14 protein-coding genes and 1 tRNA gene are annotated in these 13,408 nt (G+C 64.6%); 5 read left to right on the top strand and 10 right to left on the bottom strand.

All coding sequences use genetic code 11. The annotated features are described in order from the left end of the window. Positions 1-3 precede the first annotated feature (3 nt). From ASG39_RS20045 to ASG39_RS20030, 4 genes are all read left to right on the top strand, one after another. The gene (locus tag ASG39_RS20045; RefSeq protein ID WP_062596691.1) at positions 4-975 is read left to right on the top strand and encodes a beta-ketoacyl-ACP synthase III; all 972 of its coding nucleotides are present in this window, start codon (positions 4-6) and stop codon (positions 973-975) included. Between the two features lie 94 nt (positions 976-1,069). Then, positions 1,070-1,408: an integration host factor subunit alpha gene (locus ASG39_RS20040; protein ID WP_062468629.1), complete on the top strand. Its 339-nt coding sequence runs from the start codon at positions 1,070-1,072 to the stop codon at positions 1,406-1,408. Positions 1,409-1,700: 292 nt separating this feature from the next. Further along, entirely contained in the window at positions 1,701-2,243 is a 543-nt protein-coding gene (locus ASG39_RS20035) for a MerR family transcriptional regulator (protein WP_062596690.1), read from the top strand. A 352-nt stretch (positions 2,244-2,595) separates the two neighbouring features. Further along, entirely contained in the window at positions 2,596-2,985 is a 390-nt protein-coding gene (locus ASG39_RS20030) for a hypothetical protein (protein WP_062596689.1), read from the top strand. 140 nt (positions 2,986-3,125) lie between these two features. Here ASG39_RS20030 and ASG39_RS24595 read toward each other — a convergent pair whose 3' ends face one another. The 5 genes from ASG39_RS24595 to ASG39_RS20005 all read right to left on the bottom strand — a co-directional run bounded on the left by ASG39_RS24595 (position 3,126) and on the right by ASG39_RS20005 (position 6,282). Then, entirely contained in the window at positions 3,126-4,436 is a 1,311-nt protein-coding gene (locus ASG39_RS24595) for a hypothetical protein (protein WP_062596688.1), read from the bottom strand. Positions 4,437-4,787: 351 nt separating this feature from the next. Then, on the bottom strand, positions 4,788-5,048 hold the full coding sequence (locus ASG39_RS20020) for a hypothetical protein (protein ID WP_062596687.1): 261 nt from the start codon (positions 5,046-5,048) through the stop codon (positions 4,788-4,790). Between the two features lie 255 nt (positions 5,049-5,303). Beyond that, on the bottom strand, positions 5,304-5,633 hold the full coding sequence (locus tag ASG39_RS20015) for a hypothetical protein (RefSeq protein WP_062596686.1): 330 nt from the start codon (positions 5,631-5,633) through the stop codon (positions 5,304-5,306). A 107-nt stretch (positions 5,634-5,740) separates the two neighbouring features. Beyond that, entirely contained in the window at positions 5,741-5,956 is a 216-nt protein-coding gene (locus ASG39_RS20010) for a hypothetical protein (protein ID WP_062596685.1), read from the bottom strand. Between the two features lie 249 nt (positions 5,957-6,205). Then, positions 6,206-6,282, bottom strand: a tRNA-Pro gene (locus tag ASG39_RS20005). 193 nt (positions 6,283-6,475) lie between these two features. Here ASG39_RS20005 and ASG39_RS20000 point away from each other — a divergent pair. Then, on the top strand, positions 6,476-6,967 hold the full coding sequence (locus ASG39_RS20000; RefSeq protein WP_062596684.1) for a BA14K family protein: 492 nt from the start codon (positions 6,476-6,478) through the stop codon (positions 6,965-6,967). Between the two features lie 105 nt (positions 6,968-7,072). Here ASG39_RS20000 and ASG39_RS19995 read toward each other — a convergent pair whose 3' ends face one another. The 5 genes from ASG39_RS19995 to ASG39_RS19975 form a co-directional block, all read right to left on the bottom strand. Further along, positions 7,073-8,221 carry a glycosyltransferase gene (locus ASG39_RS19995; protein WP_244481276.1) on the bottom strand — a complete coding sequence of 383 codons (1,149 nt, stop codon included), beginning with the start codon at positions 8,219-8,221 and terminating at the stop codon, positions 7,073-7,075. Between the two features lie 121 nt (positions 8,222-8,342). After that, a complete protein-coding gene (locus ASG39_RS19990) occupies positions 8,343-9,611 on the bottom strand; it encodes an O-antigen ligase family protein (protein ID WP_062596683.1) in 1,269 nt (422 codons plus the stop codon). Further along, the gene (locus ASG39_RS19985; RefSeq protein WP_062596682.1) at positions 9,608-11,170 is read right to left on the bottom strand and encodes an undecaprenyl-phosphate glucose phosphotransferase; all 1,563 of its coding nucleotides are present in this window, start codon (positions 11,168-11,170) and stop codon (positions 9,608-9,610) included. The genes ASG39_RS19990 and ASG39_RS19985 overlap by 4 nt, the downstream gene beginning before the upstream one ends. Positions 11,171-11,355: 185 nt before the next feature. Further along, positions 11,356-12,639 carry a glycosyltransferase family 4 protein gene (locus ASG39_RS19980; RefSeq protein ID WP_082477390.1) on the bottom strand — a complete coding sequence of 428 codons (1,284 nt, stop codon included), beginning with the start codon at positions 12,637-12,639 and terminating at the stop codon, positions 11,356-11,358. A gap of 4 nt (positions 12,640-12,643) precedes the next feature. Beyond that, complete coding sequence (locus ASG39_RS19975) at positions 12,644-13,219, bottom strand: polysaccharide biosynthesis/export family protein (RefSeq protein WP_062596681.1); 576 nt, start codon at positions 13,217-13,219, stop codon at positions 12,644-12,646. Positions 13,220-13,408: the final 189 nt, after the last annotated feature.

Below are 13,408 nucleotides of genomic sequence, written 5' to 3'. Positions count from 1 at the left end.
GACATGATCCGTTCTGTGGTTCGCGGTTTCGGGGCAGCGCTTCCGAAACAAGTGGTGACCAATCGTGACCTAGAAGCCAGAGTCGACACGACCGACGAGTGGATCGTGCAGCGAACCGGCATCCGGCAGCGCTACATCGCCGGCGACGGCGAGACGACGGCGTCGCTGGGTGAGGCTGCCGCACGCGCAGCCCTCGACCGTGCCGGCCTGACGCCGGCCGATATCGACGTCATCATTCTCGCGACCTCGACGCCCGACAACACCTTTCCGGCGAGCGCCGTCAACATCCAGGCGCGTCTCGGCATGCATCATGGTGCGGCCTTCGACCTGCAGGCGGTCTGCTCCGGCTTCGTCTATGCGATGGCGACGGCGGATGCCTATATTCGCGGCGGGCTGGCGCGGCGCGTCCTCGTCATCGGGGCCGAGACCTTCTCCCGCATCATCGACTGGAACGACCGCACGACCTGCGTGCTCTTCGGCGACGGCGCCGGCGCCGTGGTCCTGGAGGCGGGCGAGGGCGACGGCACGACGGCGGATCGCGGCATCCTCACCGCGCATCTGCGCTCCGACGGCGCCCACAAGGAAAAGCTCTACGTCGATGGCGGCCCGTCCTCCACGGGCACGGTCGGCCATCTGCGCATGGAAGGCCGCGAGGTGTTCAAGCATGCGGTCGGCATGATCACCGACGTGATCGAGCAGGCCTTCGAGGCCACGGGCACGACAGCCGACGACATCGACTGGCTGGTGCCGCACCAGGCCAATCGCCGCATCATCGACGGTTCGGCCAAGAAGCTCGGCATCCCCCCGGAGAAGGTCGTCATCACGGTCGATCTGCACGGCAACACGTCTGCCGCCTCCATTCCGCTGGCGCTGAACGAGGCTGCGTCCGACGGGCGCATCAAGCAAGGCGATCTCGTCCTGCTCGAGGCCATGGGCGGCGGTTTCACCTGGGGCTCCGTGCTCATTCGCTGGTAGATGAAAAGCACAGAGGAATGAAGCGCTTGACCCACGTGGTCAACGGCAATAGTCTTCCACCGAAATCGATATTCCAGAAGATCGGTGGGGGATCATGAGCGGTAAAACGGTAACGAGAGCAGACCTCGCCGAGGCTGTTTTTCGCAAGGTCGGCCTGTCGCGTACCGAATCCGCCGAACTGGTCGAAACGGTCATCGACGAGATCTGCAACGCCATCGTTCGCGGGGAGAGCGTCAAGCTGTCCTCCTTTGCCACGTTTCAGGTGCGCGACAAGAACGAGCGGATCGGCCGCAACCCCAAGACGGGCGAGGAAGTGCCGATTTCGCCGCGCCGCGTCATGACCTTCAAGGCCTCCAACGTGCTGAAGCAGCGCGTGCTGAAGGCCCATCTGGCCCGCAAGGCCAAGCAGAAGCCGGCCGCACCCGCACCCTGACGATACCCTGATGCTCCCCCGGCGGCACTTGCCGACGCCATTTCGGCGGCTTGCAGGCGCCTTCTCGGCGCCGTGTCGGCATCAGGGCAGCGCCCTGGGACCGGTGCCCTTCCGGCGCTCATTCCGGCCCATCTGTTTTTTCCGGTTGAAAACCCTCGTCTAAGCCGTTGAAAGACAGCCGGATTGTGCGATCATGGATCGCAGAGCGCATCGTCGTCCCGAATCGGGACGTGGCGACACCCGGTGACGACCTGCAGTGGGGCGTGACCTCTATGGCGTGATTGAGGACGATATGGACAAGAGCCCGGATGCGTTTCGCACGATCAGCGAAGTCGCCGACGATCTCGACCTGCCGCAGCATGTGCTGCGATTCTGGGAGACGCGATTCGTCCAGATCAAGCCGATGAAGCGCGGCGGCGGGCGGCGCTATTACCGGCCCGAGGATGTGGACCTGCTGAAGGGCATCCGCCACCTGCTCTACGATCACGGCTACACCATCAAGGGCGTGCAAAAACTCCTGAAGATGAACGGCAACAAATTCGTCGCGGCGATCGCGAGCGGCGACCTCGCCACCGTCGAGGCGCTGGCCGCCGCCAGCAATGACGAGGCACCGGCACAGCAGCAGCCGAAGATCGGCATGGCGGACGAGGACCAGATCGTCGGTCGCGCCAAGATGCCGACCAGCCGCCGCTTCTTCTCCTTCAACAATGGCGGGGACGACATGCCCGAAGTGTCCGTCGGCAAGACCTCCGTCAACAAGGAGGACCGCGCGCTGCTGCAGGAAGCGCTCTATGATCTTTTGGAGTGCAAGCGGCTGCTCGACCAGGTTCGGTGATCCCGCCTTTGGGCGGGGTGCGGGAAAGCGGGCAGGGCGCGTGCCTGTGGTCACGACAGGCGAGATGGGGCCGGCGAGATGGGGCCGGCGAGATGCGGCAGGCGACGATCGCCCTTTCGCGTGTATCCCGATGTCCCCTCATCTCCGCAGCCGCGTGACCGATCGGGACCGGCTGTGTTTAAGCGCGGAGTCATGCGCCAAAACGTTCCCTCCAGCGTTTCTCCGTCCGTTTCCGGACGGTTGCTCTCCGAGCAGGGCGAATGCGCCGGCCGGAGGGAACAGGGTTGCCTCGACATGGTTCAACTGACCTCAAGCCGGCAGAAAGCCTGGTGAAGAAGAGGAGATGAGACCCATGGTAAAGACCTATTTGACCGCAGCGCTGGTTGCGCTGAGCCTGGCCGGAACGGCCGTCGCACAGACCGGCACCAGCGCTTCGGGTGCTGCGAACGGTGCAGCCCCGATGACGGGCGACCAGCCGAACACGACAGCCGCAGGCAGCGCGGCGGGCACGGCAGGAACGGCCGGCTCGACCGAGGCGACCACGCCCGGCACCGCACCGATGACGGGCGACCAGCCGGCCTCGGGTGCCAGCGGCGGCGCGACCGGCGCCATGTCCACCACGACCGGTACAAGCGCCGGCAGCGGTGCTGCACCGACGGGAACCGCGCCGATGACCGGCGATCAGCCCTGCGCACCCGGCGCCACGACGACCGCCTCCGGCGCAGCCTGCCCGACGCCGTAATCGCGACCCGAACGAACGCCGTCCAGACGGGGCATTCCTGCCTCGACTGGACGGCGTTTTGCTGTCTTGCCCGTGCCGCGCGCGCGACTAGCCACCGAGAAGAGGGCCCACGGAGAAGAGGGCCCTCGGAGAATAGGCCCTCAGAGGATGAAGAAATCCTTCGACAGGGTGACGGCATCGTCCAGATGGATGGCGAAATCGGCCGTCTTGTCGCCGTTGACGTCGCCATAGATATAGGTGTCCGACGCCTGCTTCACATAGCGCAGGTCTCCGGCTTGCCCCGTAAAGGCGGCCGTACCGATGAACTTGAACGCCTGATTGCCCGACAGGAGCGAACTGGCATCAATCACCGAGAGGTCGATGCGATCTCCCGCCGTTCCAGAGAAATCGAAGATCGTATCGCGGCCGGCCGTGGCCACCGTCGAGTCCTTCACGGATTCGAACAGGAAGCGGTCGGCACCAGCGCCGCCGGTGAGATCGTCCGCACCCAAACCGCCGAACAGCCGGTCGTTTCCGGCATTGCCAATGAAGATGTTGACCTCGTTCGAGCCGAACAGCGTGTCGTTGTTGCCGCTGCCGATCACGTTCTCGATATTGATCAGCGTGAAGTAACCTTCCCCGGTCTGGACGACGCCTCCATCGTTCAGGAGGTTCACATCGATCCGTGCGACGAGTGCGCTGAAGTCCACAGTATCGCTGTCGAGATCCGCAGCCGTAGAGACGTTTCCGCCGCCATCGATCGTGACGAAGCTGTCGGTCGCGTGGACGATGACGGTGTCCGCATCCCGGCCCAGATTGACCAATTGCGCGCCACCGGCACCGAGCGAGACGACGTCCTTGCCGCGGCCGGAATCGATGAAATCCGAATAGCCGGAGGTCACGATCCGGTCGGCTCCGCTGCCGGTCGAAATGATGCCCACTTCCGTTTCGCCGAGCGTGGTGACCCGGTCGGCATCCTGACCCGATCGGATGTAGCCGACGCCGTCTCCGCCCGCCGAGATCTGGACCGTGTTCCTGCCGCTGCCCACATCGATGATCTCGACATATCCCTTGCCGGTGATCACCGCATCATCGCCACCTTGAAGGGCGATCGTGCCGACATAGACCGCGCCCGTGGTGATCTTGTCGGTGCCGGAACTGCCTTTGAACATATCGACGGACGTCTTGTTGAGGGTCACGACATTGCCGCCCTCATTGGCAAGATCGACGATGCCGATATAGCGATTGCCGCCGGTGGCGCTGTCGTTGATGACGACCTTCGTGCGGCCGAGAACGCTGAGAAGCCCGAACCCCCAATCGCTTCCCGACAGATTGAACGTCGCGGTCACCACGTTGTCGGAGTAGACCGACACGTTATAGAAGCCGTTGGCCCAGCTATAGGCATCGCTCCCGATCGAGAAATTGGTGACGCCGTTCACGGTTTTCGTCGTATTGCTGCTGATCTGCCCCATGATGATCCTCCCCTATGGTGATATTCTTGAAAAAATAGACAGTCATTCACCTTCGAACGCTCGAATTTTCGTCGCAAGGCGGCAAAGTTCGTGCGCGATCTGCTTGTAAAGAGAACAGTCGCTGCATCGGATGCGGTTCGAAACTGTATCGAAAGGAAACAAGCGCTCGCGCGTGCAAGCGAAGTCAGAAAAAATGTCAAGAAATGTAGATCGGTATTTTGCCATAACTTAGACGATGGCGCTTACGTTAGCAATTGCCATTGATGCGGGCAGCAACCTTCGTTCGAAAGCCTGCCAAACGCGGAAGGCTTGGGCCGGTCGCAGCCATGAGCTTGTGCCGGGGCGCTGTCGTCAGGCTTTTTGCAGGCGCCAGGGAAGAAGAGGCAGGATGGTCTCGTCCGTGTTCACGGTCGCCAGCAGTCGATCCTGCGCGTCGCGGATCTCGATGGAATCGATCAGCAGACGCTGGTTGGCAATCAGCTGTTCGGCGCTGATCTCCCGGAGCGAACCGGCCGCTGCATCCTTTGCCGCAAGGATCGTCTCGAAATCCTGTCCCTCCGCATCGCGGACGGTCACGTCGCCCTTGCGCAGGTGAAGAAATAGCGTCTGCATGTCTGTCTCCTTCTCAAGGGCGCCGAACAGGAGAACGACGGAGAGGGTCCTGTGCGCGTCTGACGAAAAGCATGCGCAGCCGTGGAGGCGCCGCCATCTCGGCGATATCCCACGCTCATAAGCGGCCGGGGAGGAGGGCCGCGGGTTCATCGTCCCGTCCGACATGAGGTGAGAGCGGACGGTGCATCGGCCGAGGCGCGATGGCGAGGCAGAGAAAAGCCGCCGCCCTTTGCAGGGCGACGGCCGGTTTCGGGCTTATCGAATGACGAGACGGAAGACTTCCGGTGCGTAGTAATAGCCGTCGCTGTGGCGGCGATAGCCACGACGCGCCTCGCGATAGCCGCGGTGACCGCGCCAGTAGCCACGACGCTCGTCGCGACGTTCCATGCGGCGCTCGTGGCGACGATCGTGACGCTTGATCCACCGGGGACGGTCGTCGCGATGACGGTACTGAACCGCCTGCGCATCGGTCGTCAGCTGTACGGGCGCGAGCGCGATCGGCGCGGCAGACGCGGTCGTGAAGCTCGTGAGGCCGAGAACGGCGGCGACGGCAGCAGCGCCGAGAACCTGGGTAAACTTGGTCATGGGGTCATCCTTGCTAAGTAAGTCTTACTATTAGACGGCAAGGGATGAACCTAGGGTGAACCGATCATTCGGGTAGGGGCGGCGGATCGGTATCCCGTCGGCAAGCGTCAAAAGAGAAAGTCGGAGGCAGAAAGGTCCTGCAGGGAGATGCCCTTGACGATCAGCTGGTCGCCTTTGGCGCCGCCGCCGGGGACGTCGTGGGCGGCGGTTCCGCTCATCAACGCGTCGAAGCTGTCGAAAGTCGAAAGGCCGCGCAGGTCGATGCGATCGAGACCGTCCAGGAAATCGGCGATCGTATCCTTGCGCTCTGTCCTCGCGGTCATCGGCAAAGTGCAATTCGGGAATATGCCGGGCGGCTCGGGTGCCGGTCGGTTTAAATGAACTTTACAGGGCGAGCGTCGGGCAAAGCCGCTTCGCCGCGCTCCCACATTTTGCCTATGCCTGTCCTGCGTCCGAAAGAACGCAACCGTTCGGCGATGCGATGCTTGACGATGAGGAGAAGCGCACGACGCCATCTGGCGGGGCCCGGACAGTGACCAGAGCCGAAGGCGGGGTGGGGAACCCCTTAAAAATGGTCGGAATGGCCGGATTCGAACCGACGACCCCTTGACCCCCAGTCAAGTGCGCTACCGGGCTGCGCTACATTCCGTTCCGAGGGAAGGCCTATATTCTCAGGCTTGCAGGTGCAAGGGGAAAATGGAGGGGGATCGAGAAAATGGTGGATGGGCCGGTTGGTTGCGCTGGGATGCCCCGCAGTCGCGCTATCGTGATGCCCGGAGCGTGGGCTGGATATTGCCTCCGGCCGCGCGCGTCCTAATTCTTCTTTCACGGAAGGAGACACCATGAAAAAGCTCATCATCGCATTCGTATCGCTCGTGACCGCCTTTTCCGGGATCGGGCCGGTCAGCGCCATGCCGCTGCCGAAAGTCGAGCCGGTGCAGACCAGCACCGATGTCCAGCAGGTGCGCGACCGCTACATCATCCGCCGCCACGGGCGCGGGGGCTGGGATCGCGGAGACTGGCGCGGCCGGCGCGGAGAATATCGCCGCGGCGACTGGCGCGGCGACCGGGGCTACCGCTACGATCGGCGCTATCGCGACCGCTATTACCGCCGCGATCGGGGCCTGGGTCTTGCCCTGGGCGGTCTTGCTGCCGGGGCGATCATCGGCGGCGCGCTCAGCCAGCCACGCTATGCGGCACCGGGCTATCGCCGGGTCTATGGCGGAAATTCGCATATCGCCTGGTGCCAGGCCCGCTACCGGTCCTATCGCGCCTATGACAACAGCTACCAGCCCTATAACGGCCCGCGCCGGATCTGCAATTCGCCCTATTGATCTCAAGGCGACCTTGCGGCCTGCCGCTTGAAACGAGAAAGCGCCTGTCGGACCTCCGGCAGGCGCTTTTGCATGTCCGGCAAGTGATTCCGGCGATAGATCGATCTAGCGGCGGGAACGGACCGTCCGGTAGACGGCCTCGGTCTTGTCGATCATCACATCGATGGCAAAGCGCGCGCGGGCATGCTCGGCCGCGGCGCGAAAGGCCTGATAGGCGGCGGGCTCGGCAAGGGTGACCATGGCGCTTGCAAGCCGGGTGGCGTCGCCGTCATTGGGCACGATGATGCCGGTCACGCCGTCCTCGACGGCGGTCGTCGCGCCGCCGATCGCGGTGGTCACGATCGGCCGGCCGGCGGCCGCCGCCTCCAGCATCACATAGGACATGGCCTCGTAGCGGCTCGGCATGACGAGGCAGTCGAAGGCGGGAATGGCCTGCGGGCCGGAGAAGGCGGAGGTGAGATGGATGCGGCTCTGCAGGCCGCTCGCGGCGATCGCCGCACGCATCTGTGCGTCCTGCTCGCCATAGCCGACCATGATGAGATGCGCCTCCGGCAGCTTCGACGCCGCATGGCGAAACGCCTCGATCAGGCGCTCGGGCGCCTTCTGGTGCGACAGCCGGCCGACATAGCCGAAGACGAAGGTCTCCGGCGTGATGCCGAAGCTCGCCCGCACCGTCAGCGCCATGTCCTTGACCGGCTGCGCGACGCCGTTGACGATGACCGACATGCGTTTCTCGGGAATGCCGAGCGAGAGGGCATGCTGGAATTCGTCGTCCGAGACGCAGATCAGGTGGTCGGTGAAGAACCGGCCGAGAAAGCTCTCGATCGAGCCGAACAGCCTGCGGCCGGAGGCACCGAGCGTCGGATCCATCGTGCGGAAGGCATGCGGCGTATAGATGCGCGGCACGTGCCGGCCGGGCAGGCGCAGGCGGCCGAGCGCGCCGGCCTTGGAACTGTGGCCATGGACGATGTCGAAGCCGCCGCGGGAGATGATGCGGTTCAGCTTCTTCCAGGCGGCGATGTCGGCGCGGCCGGGCGAACGGGTCATCGCCACCTTGTGGATGGCGGGCAGCCCGAGCGATTTCAGCTCGCGCACGAAGCTTTCCTCGGCCCGCACCGGCGAAAACACCGCCTCGACGCGATGTCCGCGCCGCGACAGGCCGTGGCAGAGATCGAGGAAATGCCGGCCGGATCCGCCGCCGGACGGCTCCAGCACCTGCAGGATCGACAGGGAGGCGCGATCGGCGTCTGTCACGGAAGCTCCTGGCACGGAAGCTTCGGGCACGGAAGCGTCGGGAGAAGACGCGTCGGTCGCCTGGATCGCATTCGGTTCGCTCGAGGTCGGCGTGGTCATGATGTTCGATCGCGGTGGCGTGTCAGGCCGCTGCGCCTTCTGACGTCGTCTTCTGCAGGCCCGGTGCCTGCGACCGTCTGCTGTAGCGGTATTCGAGCGCGCCGCAACCCCAGATGATCCCGAGGAGCAGATAGAAATGGCGCCAATGGTCCGTATCGATCACATTTCCGATACCGGCATGTCCGAGCAGCACGATCGAGGCGATCATCAGATAGGGCTGCCACGGCCGGTCGAGCAGCAGGAAGCGGAAGCCGATCGACAGCGTCCAGACGATCAGCGTCACATAGGAGACGAAGCCGAGCCAGCCATAGGAGGTCAGGGACTTGAGCCAGACATTGTGCTCGTCTTCCGGAAAGATCTTGGAAAACATCATCGGGCCGATGCCGAGCGGCCGTTCCATGGACAAGAGGAAGCCGAAGCGGTGGCGTTCGAAGCGGCCGAGATGGCCGCCGTCATAATCCTGCACGAGCTGCGTGCGGCTGGAAAACAGATCGGCGACCTGGGGGATCTGCAGGGCGACCACCAGCGAGGCCACCATGAAGACCACGCCGGCAAGCGCGATGACGAGGATCTTGAGCCGGAACGCGCCGGTGCGCTCCTTTAGCAGCAGGATGAAGACGAGCATGCAGGCCGAGAACAGATAGAGCCCCCAGGCGGCGCGCGAAAACGACAGGAACAGGCCGAGCGCCATGACGAGGATGCCGAGCGTGCGCAGCGGCAGGTCGATCAGGCGGCCCTTGAGCACGCCGTGGATGAGATAGAGCGAGGGGGCGACCAGAAAGGGACCGAAGACGTTCGGATCCTGAAAGGCGCCCATGGCGCGATCATAGCGGGTAAAGGCCTCGCCGCCGGGGATGAGCCCGAAATAGCCGAGAATGCCGAGGCTGGACGTGCAGACGCCGGCCCAGACCCAGGCCTGGAACATCAGCTTCAGCCGCTCGTGGCGTGCCTCGATGATGGCGGCGTAGAAGATGGAGGTGATCGCGAGGAAGCCGGAGACCGCCATGTACATCGGCGCGACGTCGAGATCGTCCATCATCGTCAGCGACAACATGCCGCCGATCATGAAGAGCACGAGCAGCGTGAAGAGCGGCGCGGTGAACCGCGAGAGGCGCAGGCCGCAGAACGCCCAGATGCCGATGAGCGCGGCCACGAAAAGCTCGTGCGGGGAGGGCTCCACCATGACGAAGCCCTGGAGAAACACGCCGAAGGCCACCGCCGCCGAGCCGAGAAGCCCGACCGCCGCGAGCTGCGGCCGGTCCACGCCGGAGGGGGCGACGATCGCGCTCAATAGGCGTTTTCCGTGTTGAGAAGCCGGATCGGCGTGAGGAAGAGGATCTTCAGGTCGAACCAGAGCGACCAGTTCTCGATATAGTGCAGGTCGAAGGCGGTGCGGAAGCGGATCTTCTCGTCATTGTCGATCTCGCCGCGCCAGCCATTGATCTGCGCCCAGCCGGTGACGCCGGGCTTGACGCGGTGGCGGGCGAAATAGCCCTCGACGACATCGCTGTAGTTCCGGTCGGCGGTCTGCGCCGCGACGGCATGGGGGCGGGGACCGACCAGCGAGAGCTGTCCGCGCAGCACGTTGAAGATCTGCGGCAGCTCGTCGATCGAGGATTTCCGCAGGAAGCGGCCGACGCGGGTGACGCGCGGATCGCCCTTGGTCACCGCATTGCGCGCGCTGGGGTCGCTCATATTCGTGTACATCGAGCGGAACTTGTAGACCTCGATCGGCTCATTGTTGAAGCCGTGGCGCAGCTGCTTGAAGAGGATCGGGCCGGGCGAGCTGAGCTTGACGGCGAGCGCGGCGCCGATGAAGACCGGCCAGAGGAGCACGAGCGCGACGATGCTGAAGACGACGTCGAAGATGCGCTTGGCGACCGAGTCCCAGTCGGCGATGGGCTTGTCGAAGATGTCGAGCATCGGCACCTGGCCGAGATGCGAATAGCTGCGCGGGCGGAAGCGGAGATTGGCGGCGTGGGCGGCGAGCCGGATATCCACCGGCAGGATCCAGAGCTTGCGCAGGAGATCGAGAATGCGCCGCTCGGCCGACAGCGGCAGCGCGATGATCAGCATGTCGATGCGGGCGAGACGGGCGAAATCCACGAGTTCGGAAAAGGTGCCCAGCTTGGGATAGCCGGCGATGATGTTGGGCGAGCGGCGCTCGTCGCGATCGTCGAAGATGCCGCAGATTCGGATGTCGTTGTCGGTCTGCTGCTCCAGGACGCGGATGAGATCCTTGGCGGGCTGGCCGCCGCCGACGATGACGACGCGGCGCTCCATCATGCCGTTGCGCGCCCAGCGCCGGATGGAAAAGGCGATGAAGGCGCGCTCGACCAGGAGGAAGGCCGCGCCGGCGAGGAACCAGATGCCGAAGGAGAGGCGCGAGAAACTCTCGCCGGTCTTCAGGAAGAACATGATGATGGTGATGGCGCCGAAGGCGAGCGTCCAGGCGCCGAGCAGGCGCGGCAGCGCGCGGGACACCGAGCGCAGCGTGGGGATCTGGTAGCCGTCGGAAAACTGCAGGAAAACCACCGCCATTGCCGAGCTGGCCGCAAGCATCGCGCAATACTGCACCCAGCGATCGAAGGCGGGGGCCACATAGAGGCCGGTGATGATGTAGCCGATGACGAACAGGGCGGCGAATTCGAACAGCCGCAGGCAGCCGAGCACCATGGCGGGCGAATAGGTATCGGCGCGGAACTGGGCCGCGATCCGTCGCGCCAGCGGATTGAGCTCGCGGCGCTCCTCGACCGGCCGCACCTCGTCGCGTGCGATCGTCCGGATCTCGGAGATCTGCCGGCGCAAGGCCTCGGGGTCGAAGGTTTCCGGCTTCTCGATCTGGTTCATGACGCTGCCCATCCTGCCATTGGCTCGCAAAGACATAGCAGGGAGGCGCTAAGAAACGTTTACAGGGCCGACCACAATGCAACCGGTTGGCAAATGGGTTAAGGAAATTTGCGCAGCCAATTCAACGATCTGTGCGGGAAAAACGACGCATCTCCGTTGGCATGGCTGCCGGAGGCGCGCGTCGCTCAGCTTTTCGCGTCGGCCACCAGCCGGCGGTAGAGGCGCATCATCGCGGCGGCCATGGTGGCCGAGGAGAAGGTGGCCTTGAAGCGCTCGGGCTCGGGCATGGTGCGGCGGGCCCAGCCTTCTTCGGTGAGCGCGCGGTGCATGATGTTGGCGAGCGACTGCGCGTCGTTGGGCTCGGCCAGCGCCGCGCTGTCGATTCCGAGGATTTCCGGCATGCCGCCGACGCGGGCGGCGATGACGGGGCGTCCGGCGGCCACGGCCTCCAGCACGATATAGGGCATGGACTCCGCCCGCGAGGGAACGACGACGAAGCGGGCGCTTGCAAAGGCCGCGCGCGCCGGCATGGCGGGCTGCATGCCGATGCGCCGGCCGAGCCCGCGCTGAAGCTTCATGCGCAGATAGTCCTGCTGCTGCGGCCCGTCGCCGATCATCATGGCGCTGAGCGGACGGCCGGCGAGCCGCTCCGTGCGGCCCAGCGCGTCGATGAAGATGTCGGGGCCCTTCATGTCGCGCAGCATGCCGATATAGAGGAAATCCACCGCGTCCGGCGCCGGCTCGACGGGCAGGAATTCGCCGTCCTCGACACCGTTATAGATCGTTTCGGCCAGCGGCTGCGGGCGGCCGACCTTCGCCTCGTAGGTGGCGCGCTCGTAGTTGCAGACGAAGACGAGCGCGTCCGTCGCCTGCTCCTGGAAGCGTTCCAGCGCCAGGATGCCTTTGCCCTTCCACGTGCGCCGGTCGAAATGAAGACTGCCGCCATGCGGCGAATAGAGGCGGGCAACGGGCGAGCCGTTGACGCGCAGGACCGTGCCGATCATGCGGGCGAGGGCACCGCCCTTGGCACCGTGACCATGGAGGATGTCGGGCGCGAGCTGCCGTAGCTCCTTGTAGCTCGTCCACAGCGCCTTGGCGTCCGAAGGGCCGATGGAGCGGCGGATCGGCAGGCGCACGAGACCGAGCGCCAGATGCGGATGGATCTCCTCGAACAGCCGCTCCTCGTGCGGGCCACCGGTCGTGCTGTCGCAGAGAATGCCGACCTGATGGCCCGCGGCCGCATGGGCCGCCGCGAGATCGCGGACATGCCGGAAGATGCCGCCGACCGGCGAGCGGAAACAATGGATGATCCGCAGCGGCCCGCCTTGCGTCCGGGGCTCGGCCGGGAGAGGGGTCTGGGACGCCGGTTTCGCCTGGACGGGCTCTGGCTGAAAGGGCTCTTGCTGCACGGGCTCTGACTGGAAGGGCTCTGGCAGGATGGGATCTGGCTGCACGGGATCTGGCTGCATGATGTCAGAACAGCCGTTCGCGGACATAGACGGTGTCGCCCGCCATGATCGGATCGGAGATCGACACCCGTCCGGTGACGATGCGTCCGTTGATCTTGCGCGTCACGTCCACCGTTCTCTGGTTGGCACGCTGCGAGAAGCCTCCGGCAACGGCGATGGCGTTCTGCACCGTCATGCCCGGCACATAGGAATACTGGCCCGACTGTCCGACCTCGCCCATGATGAACACCGAGCGATAGCGATCGACCTCGATCGTCACGTCGGGATCGCGCAGATATCCGGCGCGCAGCTTTTGCGCGATCATGGTCTCCATCTCGCTCAGCGTATGGCCGCGCGAGGGAACCGAACCGATCAGCGGGAAGGCGACGTAGCCGGCCTGATCGACGGTATAGGAGCCGGTCAGGCCGGCCTGCTCGAACACGCTGATGCGCAGGCGGTCGCCGCTGTCCAGCCGGTAGGGCTGGATGGTGGCTTCGCTGAACGCCCGGGGCGCAGGCTCGTAGCTGCTGCAGCCCGCCATCGTCACCGACAGCAGGGCGATACCCAAGGCCAGACCTGACTTCAATCGTGCGAAGGTCATGCGATTCTCGCGTTTCAAGGATGAACGTAAGGGTGTTATCGATCTGTTAGGGTTAACAGCCGGTAAAGGCGTGCCCGGGACGGTAACGTTTCCGGGAGTGCTAAAGTAATGTGGCCCAAGGCCTTGGCGCGCGGCGTTAACGCTCGGGTTACCATCTTTGTTTACCGTGGCCGCCAACAGGGCTCGGGT

The sequence above is a fragment of the Rhizobium sp. Leaf371 genome (assembly GCF_001424045.1).
In the GTDB taxonomy this organism is placed as follows: domain Bacteria; phylum Pseudomonadota; class Alphaproteobacteria; order Rhizobiales; family Rhizobiaceae; genus Ferranicluibacter.
Note: the sequence above shows the minus strand (reverse complement) of the source record. Positions and strands in the feature narration are given on the sequence as shown.